The organism is Olleya sp. NP1-10 (assembly GCF_055804415.1).
The window spans coordinates 1,973,038-1,992,490 of sequence record NZ_CM147840.1 but is presented as its reverse complement, the minus strand read 5'-3'; the positions used below and the strand labels follow the sequence as shown (position 1 = coordinate 1,992,490).

General features: G+C 29.8%; 19 protein-coding genes. All 19 read right to left on the bottom strand.

Features of this window, described 5'->3' with window-relative positions:
• Positions 1-70 precede the first annotated feature (70 nt).
• The 19 genes from AC0L4B_RS09135 to AC0L4B_RS09045 all read right to left on the bottom strand — a co-directional run bounded on the left by AC0L4B_RS09135 (position 71) and on the right by AC0L4B_RS09045 (position 19,160).
• Positions 71-682 (bottom strand): hypothetical protein, encoded by a 612-nt coding sequence (locus AC0L4B_RS09135; protein WP_473436649.1) that lies wholly within the window; start codon positions 680-682, stop codon positions 71-73.
• Positions 683-717: 35 nt separating this feature from the next.
• On the bottom strand, positions 718-1,701 hold the full coding sequence (locus AC0L4B_RS09130; protein WP_473436648.1) for a glycosyltransferase family 4 protein: 984 nt from the start codon (positions 1,699-1,701) through the stop codon (positions 718-720).
• A 94-nt stretch (positions 1,702-1,795) separates the two neighbouring features.
• Positions 1,796-3,181, bottom strand: coding sequence for a hypothetical protein (locus AC0L4B_RS09125; RefSeq protein ID WP_473436647.1), 1,386 nt, complete (start codon positions 3,179-3,181; stop codon positions 1,796-1,798).
• Positions 3,181-4,308, bottom strand: a complete 1,128-nt coding sequence (gene neuC / locus AC0L4B_RS09120; RefSeq protein WP_473436646.1) for a UDP-N-acetylglucosamine 2-epimerase — start codon at positions 4,306-4,308, stop codon at positions 3,181-3,183. The genes AC0L4B_RS09125 and neuC overlap by 1 nt, the downstream gene beginning before the upstream one ends.
• Positions 4,301-5,344, bottom strand: coding sequence for an N-acetylneuraminate synthase family protein (locus tag AC0L4B_RS09115; RefSeq protein ID WP_473436645.1), 1,044 nt, complete (start codon positions 5,342-5,344; stop codon positions 4,301-4,303). The genes neuC and AC0L4B_RS09115 overlap by 8 nt, the downstream gene beginning before the upstream one ends.
• On the bottom strand, positions 5,337-5,915 hold the full coding sequence (locus AC0L4B_RS09110; RefSeq protein WP_473436644.1) for an acylneuraminate cytidylyltransferase family protein: 579 nt from the start codon (positions 5,913-5,915) through the stop codon (positions 5,337-5,339). Before AC0L4B_RS09110 ends, AC0L4B_RS09115 begins: the two co-directional genes overlap by 8 nt.
• Before the next feature lie 103 nt (positions 5,916-6,018).
• Positions 6,019-6,669 (bottom strand): methyltransferase domain-containing protein, encoded by a 651-nt coding sequence (locus AC0L4B_RS09105; RefSeq protein WP_473436643.1) that lies wholly within the window; start codon positions 6,667-6,669, stop codon positions 6,019-6,021.
• Between the two features lie 5 nt (positions 6,670-6,674).
• Entirely contained in the window at positions 6,675-7,130 is a 456-nt protein-coding gene (locus tag AC0L4B_RS09100) for a glycosyltransferase family 2 protein (protein ID WP_473436642.1), read from the bottom strand.
• A 32-nt stretch (positions 7,131-7,162) separates the two neighbouring features.
• The gene (locus tag AC0L4B_RS09095) at positions 7,163-7,582 is read right to left on the bottom strand and encodes a glycosyltransferase family A protein (protein ID WP_473436641.1); all 420 of its coding nucleotides are present in this window, start codon (positions 7,580-7,582) and stop codon (positions 7,163-7,165) included.
• A complete protein-coding gene (locus AC0L4B_RS09090) occupies positions 7,583-8,557 on the bottom strand; it encodes a glycosyltransferase family A protein (protein WP_473436640.1) in 975 nt (324 codons plus the stop codon).
• Positions 8,558-8,585: 28 nt separating this feature from the next.
• A complete protein-coding gene (locus tag AC0L4B_RS09085; RefSeq protein ID WP_473436639.1) occupies positions 8,586-9,308 on the bottom strand; it encodes a hypothetical protein in 723 nt (240 codons plus the stop codon).
• Positions 9,309-9,318: 10 nt separating this feature from the next.
• Complete coding sequence (locus AC0L4B_RS09080; RefSeq protein ID WP_473436638.1) at positions 9,319-10,521, bottom strand: hypothetical protein; 1,203 nt, start codon at positions 10,519-10,521, stop codon at positions 9,319-9,321.
• Between the two features lie 7 nt (positions 10,522-10,528).
• Positions 10,529-11,425 carry a glycosyltransferase gene (locus AC0L4B_RS09075; RefSeq protein ID WP_473436637.1) on the bottom strand — a complete coding sequence of 299 codons (897 nt, stop codon included), beginning with the start codon at positions 11,423-11,425 and terminating at the stop codon, positions 10,529-10,531.
• A gap of 70 nt (positions 11,426-11,495) precedes the next feature.
• Positions 11,496-12,401, bottom strand: coding sequence for a hypothetical protein (locus AC0L4B_RS09070; RefSeq protein ID WP_473436636.1), 906 nt, complete (start codon positions 12,399-12,401; stop codon positions 11,496-11,498).
• A 32-nt stretch (positions 12,402-12,433) separates the two neighbouring features.
• Entirely contained in the window at positions 12,434-13,705 is a 1,272-nt protein-coding gene (locus AC0L4B_RS09065) for an ABC transporter ATP-binding protein (RefSeq protein ID WP_473436635.1), read from the bottom strand.
• Between the two features lie 779 nt (positions 13,706-14,484).
• Entirely contained in the window at positions 14,485-14,736 is a 252-nt protein-coding gene (locus AC0L4B_RS09060) for a four helix bundle protein (protein WP_473436634.1), read from the bottom strand.
• A gap of 272 nt (positions 14,737-15,008) precedes the next feature.
• Positions 15,009-15,887 (bottom strand): ABC transporter permease, encoded by an 879-nt coding sequence (locus AC0L4B_RS09055; RefSeq protein ID WP_473436633.1) that lies wholly within the window; start codon positions 15,885-15,887, stop codon positions 15,009-15,011.
• A 30-nt stretch (positions 15,888-15,917) separates the two neighbouring features.
• Positions 15,918-18,362 carry an exopolysaccharide transport family protein gene (locus AC0L4B_RS09050; protein ID WP_473436632.1) on the bottom strand — a complete coding sequence of 815 codons (2,445 nt, stop codon included), beginning with the start codon at positions 18,360-18,362 and terminating at the stop codon, positions 15,918-15,920.
• 3 nt (positions 18,363-18,365) lie between these two features.
• Positions 18,366-19,160, bottom strand: coding sequence for a polysaccharide biosynthesis/export family protein (locus tag AC0L4B_RS09045; protein ID WP_473436631.1), 795 nt, complete (start codon positions 19,158-19,160; stop codon positions 18,366-18,368).
• Between the last annotated feature and the right edge of the window lie 293 nt (positions 19,161-19,453).

Below are 19,453 nucleotides of genomic sequence, written 5' to 3'. Positions count from 1 at the left end.
TTCTATATTGTAAACATACTTTATCCAAAGTAGTATAGGGATTAAAACAATTATAGAATATTTTAATATTTTATTGAAATATTTTTTTATTCTCTTTTAGATATCTAAAAAAAGTAATTAAGACTAAAACACCTAACACTGCATAAACATATCTTGTCAGTATCAAAATCATAAAAAACAATAACATTTTAAATAAGTTTTTGGTACTAAATTCTAAATTAGAATAATATACAAATCCCCAAAAACAAAAAAACAATACAGCTTCTGGATATAAACTTGAAAAATGATTAACAGCTATTGGATTAACAATAGTTAAGGCTATAATTGTTAATGCTATTTCTGTATTAATATTTTGTTTTCTTAAAAAGAGATAGACATATTTTAAAGAATATAAAACTAAAACAATATTAAAAATTTTATGGACAACATACCCTAAAACAGGGAAACTTTTAATCTTAAAGAATGCAAAAAGTAACGGAATAATTGGTGTTACGGTTGAAGGGTAATCAATTAAAAAGTATTTACCTTCTAAAAGATGCTCTCCAAGTTTATTATATGTAATTTCATCAGCAAAAAGGGGTAAAATTAAAGATCTTAAAGAAGACATAACACTTATGAAAACTACAAAAAACACCCATTTATATTCAAAAACAAACTTTTTTATTTTTTTATAATGTATCATTCTACTCACTTATTTAATCAATTGATATAACTAACCTACTTGACAATATAACTAAAATGATGCTTTACCATCAACTCAATTGAGAATTGATCCTCAATTAATTTACGTGTATTTATTTTAATCTGCTTTTTACCTGTTATAACAGATTGTAAAAGAGCTGTTAATGCCTGTACATCTTTAGATTTAAATATAAAACCATTTTTTTCGTGAGTAATAACTTCTTGATTTCCACCTACTGGCGTTGTAATTACAGGTATATTAGCTGCTAAACTCTCTAAAATAGATAAGCTAAAACACTCCATATGCGTAGGTTGTAACATATAATCGTAATGTTGATAGTTAGTATTTAAAGTTGAACTACTACCTTTAAAAGTAAAAACAGAGTTTAATTTATGTACACCAACCAACTGTAATAACTCCTTTTTATAGGGTCCATCTCCAAAAACATCGATTTTTAAATTTTCAATTACATGCAGTGGTAAGTTACTAACGGCCAAAATTAAATCTTGAATCCCTTTTGAAAACCGCAAATGCGATACCACTAAAAACTTAGGGTTCGTTTTTGCTCTTTCAGTGGTTTTAGCAATAATATCTGTTATTACAACGCCATTATAAACCGTTTTTGTTTTAGATTTTAAAAACGCGCCAAAATCCTTTAAAATAGCCTGACTTGTATAATCTGAGACACCAATAAATTGATCGATATGTTTGGCATATAAATAGCCTTTAATTCGCTTTTTAAGTTGTTTTACAAGCGGATAACCTTCTAAAGGTCTTGGATTATGGTCTACTGTTATAATTCTTGTGTTTAATATTTTTTTGACCTCAGCATGAAATGAAGTGCATAACTCTACAAAATGAGTAATAACATATGCGTAATGCGTGTTATTATTTTTTATATGATTAATAAATGAGGCTTCAATGGAAGCGTTTTCGTTTGCTATAATATTAAATGTATTATACTCGCCATGCGTTGCTACGTTTGGGAAAAACCAATCTATTACTATATGTTGTTCCAAACATTTTTTTGAAATGCCCAGAAAAAATAATCCATGCCACCTACACGGTTTTCTAGTAGTTTATAGTTACAGATTATAGCAATTTGATTTACACCTAACTCCATTGCTTTAATGTTTTTGCTGTCAATTGGCTAGTGTTTATTAAATCCACACCAATTTGCTGAGCAATAAGTTGTTTACGATTTTTAGTATTGGTGTCTTTATTTAAATCTTGAGTTATTGCTTGAATTAATTCTGTTGCAGTAGTCACAATATTTGTCGCTTTACTATTTACAACATGCATGATATGCTCATAACCTAAAAACCGTTGATCATCATATAAACCATTGTTAGCATTACCAAATATAGTATTGATTACGGGTTTATCAAATAACATAAAATCCAAACTCATTGTAGACAACATATTAATATTTAAATCGCAATATTCCAACAAGGCTCTAAGTTGTTTTACATCTTCAGTAGAAGGTATACGTTGCGACCAAGACTCTTGATGGTTAGCTCTTACTTGTTCCCACTTAGGAAAATTCCATTTTATAAAAGGAAACGCTTTTACTAATGCATCAAAACGTTTTGGATCTTCAGCTGGAGAGGTTCTTACAATAAAATTTACTTCTGGTATATCTTTTTGTTTTATAGCTTTTGCTATGGTTGTAATGTATAGCTCATCATTTTTACTGGTAGAGCGATCACCACAACTAAAACAAATAGTTTGTAATGAAGCGTCTAAATTAAATGTTTCTATAAATTCAACCTCGCTTGTTTTATATCTTGGTAGCACATAAGGCTCAAATTGTGGAGTACCGACAACTTCTATAGCGTCTTTTGGGATGGTTTTATAAAATTGTAACAAATCCTTTTTCATTAAAGCACTCCATACTAAATAATAATCAAAATTTGATGCCATTCTGCCTTTAGATGCCAAATTATCCCAACTAAAAATAAAAGCTGCTGTTTTAATTCTTAATTGCTGTGCTGCATACACCAAAGGCGCAATATAAGGTGGACGTTGATGTGTAAAAAACAGCAAATCTATAGCGTCTTGATTTAAAATGTTCTGATACTGCTTGGTAACACGATGCTTAGCAAAGGTTTTATTTTGAAAATATTGAAACTTTTGTATCGCTTTTTCTGAATGAAACAATGTGGTTAATTTATAAATAAAGCGTGTACCATAACCACGAGTAGTTTTTAAAGTTGATCTGTTTGTATTTAAATTATCCTGAATCCCTAAATTACCCTTAGCATGTAGTTTTAAATGAGCAATCTCTTTAGTTTTTCTAAAAAACCAGGTTGCATAACCTTCAGTAAATACATCCAATTCTATAACTTGACAGTTAGTATGTGTTTTATATACCGATTTGGGTAAACATGATAAAATAATGACGTTATCAAATTGTTGTTCTGCTTCCTTCAGAAAATCACTTAAAATAAAGTTTCTAAAGCCAACACCATCTGTAATTACCAATCCTAATGTTTTCATTATATAGCTCTAAATTGTTTTTGATGATTAACCTCCCAAAAGCGGTCTAATTTTAAAGAATGAATAAAAGCTTCGGCACTCTTTCCGTTTCCAAAAACATCAAGTGCTTTAGGTTGTTTTGTTTTTTCTTTTAAAATAGCCTTAACAATAGCATCAGTAGTATAATTGGTATTGATTATTGAATTTAATATCGCTCTATTATCTTGACGTGTACCTATATTAATTGTTGGAATACCATAATATGGTGCTTCTCGCACACCTGCACTACTATTACCTATCATAAATTGAGCATATTTTAATAAAGTTAAAAAGTACTCAAATCTAATTGATGGAAATATTCGAAACTTCGGGTTATTTTCTAAACGTTTATAAGCTTTTAATATGGCTTGACTACCTAAATCATTATTAGGATATATCACCACGTATTCTTTATCACTTTGCAATAAAGCATCTACATATTGTTGTGCATAGTCTTCCATATCTTCATGTTCTGTGGTAACAGGATGAAACATAGCAACAGCATAATCTTTAAAAGGAATATTATAGTAATCCTTAACGATACTTAAATTAGGTAGCGTACTTGAAAACATAACATCTATATCAGGTGACCCTATAGTATAAATAGAACCTGGTAATTCTCCCATTTGCTCAAGTAACTGCTTGGCTTGTGCATTTGCCACAAAATGAATATGACTCATTTTACTAGTAGCATGTCGTATAAGCTCATCTATAGTACCAGAGAGTTCTCCGCCTTCAATATGTGCCACTAATACATTATTTAAACTACCTACAATTGCACCTGCTAAAGCTTCTACCCTATCACCATGTATAACGATTAAGTCGGGTTGTGTTTCTGTTATAAAATTAGAAAAACCTGTTATTGTTTTTGCTAATGTTAAATCCATGGTAGCTTCATGCGTATGGTTATTAAAAGTCGAAATATATTTAAAACCACAACGTTCAACTTCTATTAAGGTATAACCATAATCTTCAAGCAAATGCATACCTGTTACAAACACATGAGCCTCAAATCCTGTTTCAGACTCTACGCTTTGTATTAAAGGTTTTATTTTACCAAAATCTGCTCGTGTACCTGTTAAAAATGCTATTTTTTTAAAATTAATCAATATCTGCCCAAGTTAATTGTTCATCATTTGCTATGGATCTGGTTGCTTTTTTACCTAAAACGTCTTCAAATTTATCAGCTAAAATCTCACCTGTTCCTGGTCGTTTTACCCAAATATTATCTTTTGTAAAAGTGTCGCCTTCAGCTATTGCTTTAATTGTACACACGGTTGCAAATGCAAAATCTATAGTGACTTGCTCCTCTTTTGCAGGCGCTTTAGTACCGCCTCGCATTAAAGCCATTTCGGCACTATTTTTTATTAATGACTTACATGCTTGCTCATCCATACTACACACAATATCTGGTCCTGTACGTTGCATGTGGTCTGTAAAATGACGTTCCAATATAGATCCTCCAAGTGCTACTGCACCTAAACATGCATTGTTATTTAAAGTGTGATCACTTAATCCAAATACTTTGTCAGGAAACGCTTCATGCAGCTCCATCATAGCTCCAAAACGGACTAAATGTGTTGGTGTTGGATATAAATTGGTAGTATGTAATAAGGCGACAGGTACTTTATATTTATCAAAAATAGCAACTGCTTTTTTTACACTTTCAATTGTATTCATTCCTGTACTTAAAATAACAGGTTTACCAAATTGAGCAATATGCTCTAGTAATGGGTAATTATTACATTCTCCAGAACCTATTTTATATGCAGGAATATCAAATTGTTTTAAACGTTCTGCTGCTGCTCTCGAAAATGGTGTAGAAATAAAAATCATGCCTTTAGATTCTACATAACGTTTAAGCGCTAATTCATCGGCTTCATCTAATGAGCAACGTTCCATAATATCGTAAATAGATACGTCTGCATTACCAGGAATCACTTGTTTTGCTGCGCCACTCATTTCATCGGCTACAATGTGTGTCTGATGTTTGACAACCTCAACACCTGCACGATATGCAGCATCTACCATTTGTTTTGCTATTTCTAAAGAGCCTTCATGGTTTATACCAATTTCGGCAATAACTAATGGCGGATAATCTGGGCCTATTTTTCTACCGGCTATTTCTATGTATGGATTATTCATTATTGTAATTATTTAGCATAAACTCAGCATAATCAAAATCAGTTTGTGTATCGATATCAACTTTTGCGAAAGGATGATCAATTACTAAAGGATAAGCATCCTTAGTTATAATCTCATCATTTAAAATACAGCTAGTCTTGGTAATGTATAGTAACCCGTTTTCATAATATAAAGGTTTTAAATCTTGACTGCGCTGTCCTGGTTTATAATTATATGGTTTAAATTGCTCGTTTTTTATAGTTCCAAATTTAAGATGATTTTGAGACACTGTAAACAAACTGTCGGCTTTTACTTGATTAAAAACAGTAAATGCATCTTGTAATAATTGTTTTGGTCGTAACGGATTGGTGGCTTGTAACAATACCACTATATCTACTTTAGTATTTATAGCACCTAAAACATGTTTTAATGCGCTTACTGTAGGCTCAAAATCTCCAGATAAATCTGCTGGTCTTTTTATTACTTTAGCACCATGAGCTATTGCAACATCTTTTATTCTATTACAATCTGTAGTAACATATATAGCATCAATAAACGGAAATTGTTTTGCATAATCAATACTGTGTACCAATAATGGTATACCTCCTAAAAGTTTTATATTTTTTTAGGTAAACGTTTTGAGTTGCCTCTGGCTGGTATAATGGCGATAGTTTTAATGGCTTATTCTTTTTAATTTACATGATTTTTTTAGCAACAATACCATAGCTCATGCCAGTTGCTTTTTTATTTCTTTTTTCTAATATTCTTTCCAAAATCAATTTAAAATAATCTTTATAATTTTCTGCTTTCCGGTTTTGATAACTAGTATCTACAATTGCATACTCTAAAATTTCAAAACCTGCTGTTTTTAAAAATTCTCTAACAATGTGTTCCCAAGGAGTAAATACATGGTATTCCTTAATATGTTTTTCTTGGAACGCATAAAGAGTTCCTTTTAAAACCAAATTTATTATATTTTTACTACTTTGGGGATTTGGAGTTGACAATATAATAAAGCCATCTTTTTCCATGTGATCACTAATATTTTGCAAAGATTGTAATGGATTTGGTAAATGCTCTAAAACTTCTAGAAGAATAACTATTCCTGGTTTTTTAACACCCTTTGGTGCAGCGTAATTTAGATCCCAATGTATTGATTTCTCTATTTTTTTGACATAGTCAAAGGGTTGCCATTCTCCAGAAATTGAATTTACTGGCTCTTCCATGTGTCCATAACCTGCTCCAATATCACTAATTATAGTATTCGGAGCTTTTGAAAAATATTGATTTAACTTAGTAATACCAAAGACAGATCTATTTTCAAATCTTTCAATTTTATTTTTCATTTATATTAGGTTTTAATTGGTTTCCAATATATTTTGGTCTCTTCTAATTTATTATACCGATTAATATCTTCTAATGTTAATCTACTTCCAACAAAATATTTAGGCATATGTATTAACAAATCTACAATAGCCAATAGTATTGCTTTTAAAGCTTTTAAATCGCCTTTAAAAACTTTTATTTTCAATTGTATCCACAAGGTATATAAAAACTTTTTAGGAATTAGATGTAAGGGATAAAACATAAAATACAAATACCAACCAGACCTTAAGGAGCGTCTTAACCTAGTAATATAATCTTTATCATCTTTTCTGGATTTTACGTCCACACGATGCTGTACGAAAATATCAGGAATATACCACACCTGCCAATTGTTTAAAAACAATTGATAACTTGCAAATTCTTCTTCTCCATAAAACACAAACCAATCAGGATAATTTGGTATACTTCGCCATGCATCCATACGCCAAATATGCCCACAACCTACAAAACCTTTTACTCTTGTATTATTCGTGGCATCAGCAATATTAGCAGGTAATTGTTTTCCCCAAAAATTCTACTTGCTATTACTGCACATTTAGGATTTTTCAAGAAAAAATCATTAATAGTCTCTAAAGCATTGTTAGAAACAATATGGGCATCATCATCTAAAGTAATAGCATAATCTGCTTTGGTTACATCTAACAAACGGTTTCTACTAAAAATTAACCCTTTGCTGGTTTCGTTTTTCAAAAGTATTATGTCTTTATACTGGTGTTGAATATAACTGTAAGTGCCATCGGTAGAACCATCGTCACAAATTATACATTTTACATCTTTATGCTCTAATAAACAGGCTAAATTATTTAAAGTAATTTTTAAATCTTCTAGTCTGTTTTTTGTGGTTATTAGTATGGAATATTTTTGATGACTCATTTAATTACCTTTTAAAAATCTTCTTAAAGATTTTTTTATAATTAAACGTTTTATAGTGTATAGTTTATGACGCTTTGATTTAAAAGGGTACGTTAACCTATAATCTTTTATTTCTAGGCTATTTATATTATTTATGTTTTCTTCTTGAACTTGTTCCATCCATTTTTCTAAAGTATTACCCATGTGATAGGCAAAATTATTATAAGTAGACAATCTTAACTTGCCAGACTTATTTATTGGATCATCTATAAAATCATTAACAGAATTTCTTCCTATTAAAATATAGGAAGGACATATTGGTATATAAGAAAATAACAAATCCCTATCAATTGTTAAAACTTGGTGACCACTACCAAGATTTGCTTTTATTGAATTAGATTCGACTACTGGCCATTTCAAGTTTTTATTTGTTTCTAAATCCCAATTTATACTACTCATATACCTATTAAAATCCTCGAAATTTTCTGGTATTGCTTTATATTCAAATTTTAATTGCTTGGTTAATATTTTTAACATTCCGCTACTAGTGGCATAAGTTTCTGCATTCCTAACAGAAATAGGGGAAACAGAACCAACATTTTTGAAATTATTAAAAACTGAAGTCACTTCCTCTAACCATCCTGTTTTGAATAACACGTCTGCATCAGTTAATGTTATATACTTTTCTCTTGCGCCTCTTGCAGCACCAAGTAAAGCATCAATTTTACCAATATTTATATTGTGATGTATGAGTGTATCTATACACTTTTTGTGGTGTTTTTCATAAATATATTGGGTGACTTGTTCGTTTGAACCATTATTAACTACCGTTATTCTCGATTGAGAATTAGTTGTTTTTATCAAGGATTCTAAACATATTTTAAAAACTTCAAAACTATTTTTATAAAACTCAATATTATTTGGTATGTATACAACAAGAATGATTCTATGTATTGAATCTACTTCGATGACATCTTGTTTTTTTTGAGGGTTCATACCGTTTCTCATAACTAATACTGTAAATTTATAACGTTATTGCCATTTCATAGGCTTTTGTAACAATGACTAGTTGACTCTTTATACCATCGTAGTTTTTTGTTTTCACTGCAATCTTTTTTTGCTCTAAAACCTTCAACAACTCTTTTGATGTTTCTTTTTCACCACTTCTGTTATAATCATCAATAATAATTATAAACTCTTTATCTTCATTAAATTGTTTAGCTAAATTAACTATATCAAATCGTGAATAGTTTTCACTTCCAAATGGACCATCTATTATATATAAACTAAAATCATCAGTTACATTTTCAATATCAACGTAACCTAAGTATTCTTTATTAAATATTGATTTATTGGCTGCTGGAAGGTTTATTATCTTTGACTTGTCTGATAAGGAAAAATTATTATTAAAATGATTTATCCATTCACGGTCATGCTCAATAATAACATGAATTGAATCAATTTCATTATTGCTTATTAACGTTGAAATAAATTTAGAACTCTCTCCTAATCCTAATTCTAAAATAGATTGTGGTTTTATATCGAATAAAATCCGTTTTAAAATATAAAAAAAGGAGTAATTTCCAGCCCATCGTCCAACATTAATAGACAAATTATTTAAACAATTAACACCTCTAATACTATCATGAAAAACATTTGCCCATATAACTTCATTAGTTAATTTTTCATTTCGTTTATGCCTTTCTCTATTATCTTTAACTAAATTAACTAATCTTTTTAGTATCATCTTTTAATATTTAATTTAAAATATATTCAATGTTAGATTTAAATTTTTCCATACTAAAATAATCGCCATATGGAGACATTACTTTAGCGCTATCTAATTGAATATTTATTAGTGTTTCTAACTTAGAAGCAATTTCTTTTTTATTTGTACTATTAGCTATATATCTCTCATATATTGTAATATGACGTGTTTCGCTTTCTATTGGACAAATATTAAATATTTGACTTCCTGCAGCATCTGCAACTGGAATTTTACCAGGTAAAATATTACTATAATTACTATTATTTTCAAGGATTATTAAAATATCAGATTCCTTATTTTGTTCAACATAAGAACTTGAAAAATCATTAGCTTCAAGAATAACAATATTAGAAATAGTTTTATATTTCGTTTTTAATCTACTGTATTGATTACTTTTTAATCTTAATACAAATTCTGTATTTGCTTTTATGCTTGCATCTTTATTTAAACAATCTATATAAGCATCCAAAACAATATCCATATCGCGACCTAATTGCAATGTGCCATGATACGTTATGCTACATTGTTTTTGTTTTTCTCTTACCTGTTTTGCTCTCCCAAAATTAAAAACTGATTTATTAAATTGATGTGGCAGCGTTTTAAAAACCTTATTTGAACCATAAAGAACAGTTAAATCTCTAGACAGATAAGTTGATGGACTAACACATACTTTTGCATTATCAACCACTTGTTTCATGCGCTTTAACCTAAATAATTCTAAATTAGAAAGGTTTTTATTTGAACCTGTATCCCAAAAATTAGGATAAGGATCATGAAAATTTATTATAGCTTGCTTTAAAATTGGTAAGTCTTTACAAGCTAATAAAGTTTCGTACTCTAAACCAGAACTTCTTATAAACACATGATTATAAGACTTATAATCTATAGTTTTAATTTTCCTTTTGTATAAATTTTGTATATAACGTTCCCGAAGTGACTCATTAAACAGTCGCCAATATATTTTATTTATCCATTTTGTTAAAAAAGGAATTTTACGTGGTATAGTATACTCGGTAATAGAATCTATCCCCAAAAGGTCATTACAATCATGCGAGTCATGACTTTTTATGTAAAAAACATCAATAATTGCCTGCGGATAAATGGCTCTTAAATTTGCAATAAAAGAACGTGACACTATACCTTCGCTTGTACCTGAATACCTTAAATCTTGGGCTATAATTAAAAATTTCATTTTATTACTATAATTTTCTAAATAAAGACTTAACTATCATAATTTTAAGACTTATCAAATTTTTAAACTTTAAATGCTTTAAATAATAAAAACTTACTTGTAGTATTCTGAAAACATTTTTTTTATTGGTCGCTACTGTTTTGTTTAACTTATAAACAACAATTCTTTGCTGCTTTTTAGTAAAAAAATTAATTTTATCAGAATACAAATAAAAGTAATATTGAAAAGAACTTTCGTTTTTTTGTTTCAAATTGTCTGTATTTGAAGTAATGTTTTCTGAACTATGTCTAAATTTAACACATGAAGTATTTATAGTATAAACTAAACCATAATTTGAACATTCTAAAACAGCCAAATCATCTGTATGCCATGCTAAAGGGAAAGACTTAATCTTAAAGTTTGTCTTCTTAAATATATACTCGCTCAAAGAGCTTCTTGTTCCTCCTTGATGTTTACGCTCAAAAAAAGCTGTTGACTTCTCAAATTTTGGATGCTCATGCTTTTTAGATATTTTAAAACCCTTACCGTCAATAACGATTGTTGCAAATCGCACAACATTTACGTTATGTTTTTTTAAAATTTCTAAATTATTGTAAAATCCCTCAACACAATTAGGTCCCAAAATATCATCATCGCCTAAAATCATTATCCAATCTTCACTTGCTGTCATTGCAATACAACGTTCCCATTGCTTTACTAAATTTTGACCACCTAGATTATTATCAAATTTCTTATAAGTAAATAAAAAACTGTTTTTATAGGCCTCTAGTAAATTTGAGGGATCAGTATCACTAGCATCATTACCTATGTAAACATGAAATTGCTTATTAGTTTGAGAAGCTAAACTTTGTAATGTCGCTTCAAAAAAATTAACTTTATAATATGGAATAACGATGGCTAGCAAATATATTCTTGTTTTATAATTCTATTTTTAATGTCCAATAGCATCTTTTTTATATTAAAAAACAATCTATTTATTGTATTACTTCAATAAAGCCTTTTTCAACTAAATATGTATTCTCTGAAATACTATAAATCATATTACCTGTTTCTTTTAATGATTTAATCATGAAAGGAAATTCATCATCAATCTTAGTGTTTTTATAATTTATAATGCTAAAATGCTTTTTTTCAGTTTCTATATATTTAGTTGTCCAATCTTTAGAATCAATATTGAGTTTATTAAGTTCTTCTTGAAAAAAATATTCAGGCGAATTCAAATCTACTCCAACAAACAAAATTTTCTTATTAGGAAACTTTATTGAAATATAATTTAAAACTGTTGTTAAACTTCCTCTAAAATGATAAAGAGGTTCTGCAAGTGAAGTTGACCATTTGTTTCCTTTTGAAATCCAATTCTGTACACTGATATACTCAAAATCAAAAGTCTTATCTACTATATTAAATCTAATTATATCTTTTGGCTTTAAAATGACTTTTACAAAATCTCTAAGTTTATTAAACTTATCTACGCTATAAACTTTAACAACTTTTCTTAAAATAAATATTATAATCTTATAAATAGATAAATTGATAATACCTTTTATTTTAAATAAATAATATTTAATCTTAGTTTTTTTAAAGCATCCTTGGTAGTTTTTAGATACAATGAATACGATATCTTTTAACGGTTTGTTTTTTAAAAAGTTAATAATATACTTTAAAATCAAAATTGCACTTGTACTGAAATCATCTAAAAAATATACATGTGTTGGCGCTATCTCTGCTTTTTCATAAAATGCGGCGTATTTATTTATCCCAATTTTAACAGGGCATTTGTCAATTATTTTTTTTGTCTCAAGCGTTAAATTATTAATCGATATTCCTGAACCTAATACAACAACATAATCATTAATTATTTCTTTCTTTGTGATAGACATTTAATATACTTTTGTGCTTTATTTACTTAAATTTATTGAAACTTAGCATCAATAATTGCTACGTTTGTTGCTCTATTTATAGTTTTAGTATTCCAATAATCACCCGGAAAAACTTTAAAATTTAAAACATTATGCAGTAAATCTATTTGTTTAACTACTACTTTTGCTGTTTGCACTACAATAGTTACAGTATAATCCCCTCCTCTTAACATCAATTTTGGTATTTCTAAATCTACATAAGAATCAATTTCATCAAATGAAACTCCCATCTCATCCGAATAAAAGTCTGCTATTTTTATTTCGTTCTTGTCAAAAACAACCAAACCAAATATTAATTCTACACAGTTAACTTCTTGATTGAAAACCATATGAAGTCTAAACTTAACATAATCACCTGAAAGTATTTCTGTTACAGGCGTATTTTCTTTGCTAAGTAATTCAACATTTGAAAAATGAACTTCACCTGTACCTCTTCTATCTGCTCTTTTTAATAAATCTTCATTTGCTTTCTTACTCTCATTATTTAAATAAAAACTCACAGCTTTATCTGAAGCTCCTTCAAAAACAACCTTTCCATGCTCCAAAACAAGACCTCTAGTACACAAACTCTTTACAGCTGCCATATTATGACTTACAAACAAAACTGTACGCCCTTCTCCTTTTGAGATATCCTGCATCTTCCCAATAGCTTTTTTCTGGAACTCGGCATCACCAACTGCTAATACTTCATCTATCACCAAAATCTCTGGCTCTAAAAAAGCGGCTACCGCAAACGCTAATCGTACCGTCATACCTGAACTGTAACGTTTAACAGGTGTATCTATATAACGTTCGCAACCTGAAAATTCTATAATTTCATCTATTTTAGAGGCTATTTCTTTTTTGGTCATACCAAGAATGGCTCCATTTAAATAGATATTTTCTCTACCTGTCATTTCACCATGAAAACCAGTACCGACTTCTAATAATGAGGCTATACGTCCTCTAGTTTTAATTTCTCCAGTGGTAGGACCAGTAACTTTAGACAGTATTTTTAGTAGTGTAGATTTTCCTGCGCCATTTTTACCTATAATTCCTAAAACTTCACCACGTTGGACTTCAAAATTAATACCCTGTAAAGCCCAAACATATTGCGACTCTCCTTTTGTACTACAATCGTTACTCTCTCCGACTTTTAAATACGGATCGTCTTTACCTCTAATACGATTCCACCATCTATTTAAATCATGGCTAATCGTACCTGTACCAACAAGACCTAAACGGTATTGTTTAGAGATATTTTCAGCTTTTAAAATAACACTCATTTTTTTATATTATTCAATGTTTATAGCCAGCTATATACTTTAAGAAGGTAAAATAATAAAAAATATAGCCAATCAGACATCAAAACTAAAATGCTTTAGCAAAAATAGTTTTTCTAATATTCAATAGTTTTCATTTGTTTTAGCAATAAAGTTAAGACACTAATTGTAAGGTTTATTAATAATAAATAGCACCCCAAAACAAAAAATAGCAATTATCACTCTACAATTCAAACCTAACTAGTCAAATCTAACTAATCACTTTCAACTTCTAACTTCTCACCATTCACTTATTCACCAAAACCATTCACCTGTCACCATTAACTTCTCACTTTCAACTTCTAACTCCTCACCATTCACTTCCAACTTCTCACTTTCCAACCCCTCACTTTTCAACTTCCTAAACCATAGTTACTCCATAGATACTTCATGGATACTCCATAGATACTTCATGGATACTCCATAGTAAAGCCATAGATAGTTCATGGTAATGCACCAGAGTTAACCACTTTTATCAAAAGCAACTGTAAAACAGGAATATCACCCATACAATACAAAAGGAAGAACTCACCAAACACCGAATTAAAATATAATCTTAATATCTAAAGAATCAGAGAAAACAAAAAAAACTAATCATCCCTATTCCTATATATTCCAACCTATTAACTACTAAAAACTCACTACTCACTTCTAACAATTTCACTATTTCACCACCAAACTATTCACCTCTCACTATTCACCTCTCACTCCTAACTTCTCACTATTCAACTCTCACCTCCTCACTATTCAACTCTCTTACTCTTCCCCAACAAATAATTCCTAAACCCTAAAATCAATCGTTTGACCTCAATCATTAATGATTCTACAGCTTGACTTGTCTTTGTGAATTTTAATCTAACTGAAAATAAATACTGAGTCTCTAATTCAGACAAAGAGCCCAAAGCTATCATTAAAAATTGTATTAATTCTTTATCACCTTTTCTAGCAGCACCTTCAGCTATGTTAGACGGAATTGAAACAGCTGCTCTCCTCATTTGACTTATCAATCCATATTTTTATTCAGTAGGAAAAGTAGACGTCAATTGGTAAATTAACTCAACCAAGTCCATACTTTTTTTCCAAACATCTAAATCTTTATGATTCATAATTTTAAGAATTTAAACCTCTAACCTTTCACTTTTCACTACAAACTTCTCACTTCTAACTCCTCACCATTCACTACTCACTACTCACTACTCACTACTAACTACTAACTTTTCTCTTAATACTCCTCACCATTCACTTCAACCTTCTCACTAATAAAAAACTAAACCGTATCAATAAAAGTTTTTTCCGTTTTATTAAAAATCACCAATCCAATCAAAAACACGATAATACTGACGCTTCCTGCGTAAATAAACTTGTATAATGAAAACTCACCCACACCCAAGGTCATATATCTAAACAACTCTATAATAGTAGTCATCGGATTATATTCAACAACCCAAGAATATTCAGGAACTTTTTCTTTAAAATAAGACAAAGGATACATAACAGCCGAAGCATACATTAGTAGCTGAACTCCAAAACCAACCAAGAAAGTTAAATCTCTGTATTTAGTTGTCATGGACGATATAATCATTCCAAAACCTAAACCAAACAAGCCCATAAAAGCTATCAAAACAGGTAAAAATAGTATTTCTAATTGTGGTAAAGCGTTGTAAGCTGTATCTGTAAAAAAGACAAAATACAGGTAAAAAATAGTAAATACTAAGAGTTGAATTCCGAATTTTAACAAATTTGAAAACACCACAGACAAGGGTGTGATTACCCTAGGAAAATACACTTTCCCGAATATCCCTTGATTTGCAGAAAACGTATTACTGGTACCTGTCAAACAGGTGCTAAAATAATTCCAAGATGTGATACCTGCTAAATTGAATAAAAATGACGGAATACCATCTCCTGTTGGTATTGCTGCCAGATTATTAAATATTAAAGTAAATATAACTCCTGTAAATAATGGCTGAATAAAATACCATAATGGACCTAATATGGTTTGCTTATACTGAGTTATAATATCGCGTTTAACAAACAAAAATAGCAAATCACGATAACGCCAAATTTCTTTAAAATTAAGATCTATTAATTTTCGTTTAGGCGAAATTGTATATAACCAGTCGTTATTTTTTGAAACAGAATCCAATATTTATTATTTAATTTTTAAAATTATAAGTTACTTTTTAAATAACCCTTTAATTCTATTTAAAACAGTCTGCTTTTCAACTTCATTTTCATGATACCCATTACCATAAGCTCCATAACCATAGCCATAACCGTATCCATAACCATATTTAGCTTTTTGATCATAGCAGTTATATAAAAAACTAATGTTTTTAACTTCGCCTTTGCTATGCTTATCGTTTATTAAAGTTAGCATTTCTTTTTTGGTGTAATCTTGTCTAACCACATATAAAGAGGCATCCGCATATTCTATTAACTCTAATGCGTCCGCAACTAGGCCAATTGGAGGTGTATCTAAAATAATATAGTCGTATTCTGCTTTTAATTCCTCTACAAAACGATCCATTTGCTCACCCATTAGTAATTCTGATGGGTTTGGAGGAATCGGACCAGAAGTGATAACATCCAAATGTTCAACTTTTGTCTTTTGCACGACTTCAGATAAGCTTTTTTGACCTATCAAATAATTAACTGCACCAATAGAATTGTCAATATCAAAATCGCCAAAAATCTTCGGTTTACGTAAATCCAATCCTACTAACACGGTTTTCTTTCCGCTTAAAGCGAAAACAGACGCTATATTGATAGAACAAAACGTTTTACCTTCTCCACTAATTGAAGACGTTACCATAACGGTTTTAGTCCCTTCTAATTCATGCTTTTTGTATATAAACTGAAGACTAGAACGTACAGCTCTAAAAGCCTCTGCTACTGCAGATTTAGGCTTGTTAAATACCGCCAAGTTATTATCTGTATCGTTTTTACCAACAACACCTAATAATGGAATATTAGCTAGTTTTTCTAAGTCATTTGGAATATGAATTTTATTGTCAAAAAAGGTTACAATAAAAGCAATAATCAAAATAGGTAACAATGCTGCTAAGACCGCAAAAACATAACGTATACTCAGGTTTACAGCATTACGACCTTGACCAATGTCTTTTGCTGGTTCTATTAAAATAATATCCGAAATATTGGACGCTTTTATTAAATCGGCTTCACCACGTTTAGCCAAATACAAATTATAAGTACTTTGACTAAGCAAATACTCGCGCTCAATAGCTTCTAGTTTTTGTTGGTTTTCTGGTAATGTAGAATACTGACTTTCTGAACTATATATTTTTGAATTTATAGATTGAATTTGATAACCAATATTGGTTTTAACCGAAGCGATGTTTTCTAACATCACATTTTTTAATGATTCTATCTGATTATTTAAATCACCAAATACCGAAACATTATCTCTTACAGAAGACTCTAAAGTAGATTTTTGTATAGATAAACTTATAATCTTAGAAATACTAGCCGAAATATTTGGATCGTCAATCCCTTGTAATGCTGGAGCAGGAAAACTAGTGAAATCCTGACTAGTCAACAAGTAATTTTTTAATAAATCATAAGACAGTAAAGATTGATTCAGTGTTTCTTTTTGATCATTATAACCTTCAATTTTAGCCGATAGCAACGTGCTTTCGTTTTCTAAATCAAATATTTTATTACTACGCATAAAGTCATTTAACGAGTCTGCTTTTCTGTTTAACTGACCCTTAACTCTTGCCAATTGCTTATCAATAAAAGCAACTGTATTTATAGCGTACTGGTTTTTACGTTGTAATTGATCGCGTTCTAATATAAACACTGAGGTATTTATATAGTCTACAATCTTTGCCTTATTTTTATTAGTCAATTTAGTAACTAATAATGGTGACCCTTGTTGGTTAGTCACAGCATAATTATTTACAAAAGAAGACACTGTACTGTTAAAACTATTAAACTGAATAAAATAGTCTGTATTAATAATAATATCCTGATTTTTAGTTTTTACAATACTCCCTTTAAAAAAAGGCAAATCTATATACTGATTTAAACTGTACGTCTTAGAAAATGTTGGTGTCTTTAAAGTAAACCCTTTAATACTTTTATCTAGAAAGTTTTGAGTCGTCACTTGGGTTGCTTCTCCAAAATCATAGGATAACTTAAAAGTATTAGCGTCACTGAAATTAATTTTTATAGGTTGTCCCAATACTTGATAAGCACTATCTAATCCTACAAAATTAAATGGCTGACTACCATAAATATCTGTTTTATAAAAACGTCCTTGGGTAGAGTATGTCAAGTATAAATCTAAACTATCGACTACCTTTTCATGGTGTTTTCTAGACTTTAAATTAAGTAGCACTTCTTGTACTTTTCCTGATATACCACCATAGTTAAACACCAAACTGGTATTGGAGGTAAATAGTGGGTTTTTGTCATCTTGTACCGTTAATGAGGCTTCTAACGTATAAGGAAACTCACGTCTTATATTTTGCTGATAGACAATATATAAACCAACAATTAATAGTAACACAAACCACTTCCAGTAACTTATAGCTCTATAAATAAAAGCTTTAAAGTCAAACATCTGAGAATTCCCGTTACTTAAATGCTCTTCCATAATTTACAAATTACGTGCTAAAAAGTAAGTACTTACCAATACTGAAAAAATACTAGCAATTGTAGTTAACGTTTGTGTTGCGGTTTGTCCAGCTCCTAAAGATTTACGTTTTAATGGCTTAACCATAATTAAATCATTGGGTTGAATATAATAAAACTCAGACTGCATTGCAGCTATGTCTGTTAGATCTATATGATGTATTTTTTGACCATTAGGATATTGCCTAACAATTAAAACATCTTTACGATCTCCTGTGTCCATTATGTCACCAGCATTAGCAATGGCTTCTAAAATATTAACACGATCTTGATAAAGTACTTGAGTACCTTTATTATTAATTTCGCCTAAAGTCGTGTATTTTAAACCTGACAACTTAACGGTTACAAATATTTTGGCAGTCTCTTTTAAGTATTTCTGAAGTATAACATCCTTTACTTTTTGCTCGACTTCATCGGTAGTAAAGCCTAAAACATTAACTTCTCCTAAAATAGGAAACTCGATATTACCATGAAGATTCACAGTAAAACCATTATAATACAACGACTGTTCAGAATCATTAACTATATTAGTTGTTGGATTAAATATTTGAACTAAATCATTAATTTCTTTTTCTGCTTTAACGTTTACACTTAATAAATCGTTGACTTGCACTCTGTAAGGCATTGCTAAAGCTTGGATCTGTAAAGAATCATTCACTATTGTACCTTTATCCTGAAGGTAAACCACGTCCTTTTGAGTAATACAAGATGTACTTGAAAGACCAAGTACAACAACAATACACATAATAATTTGCTTCATTAATAAGACGTTTGATAAGTCACAAATATAACCTTTCAACCTGAAAAACAAAACATATATCGACGTTTTTGGACTTTTACAAAAAGTGAAATACAACATCAGTAAGCCTCTATTTTTATGATTTTATTATTCAATTAAACACTTAATTTTTATCGTCATAAAAAAGAAGCTCGAGTTATGGATTATTTCAGTGATAATAAACGCTTCAGCATTTCACTTTAAAAACTGCTACTGTATTAGTATTCACTTTTCCTTTACTCTCTTTTTCTCTATTCATCTAAAATAACCATCTT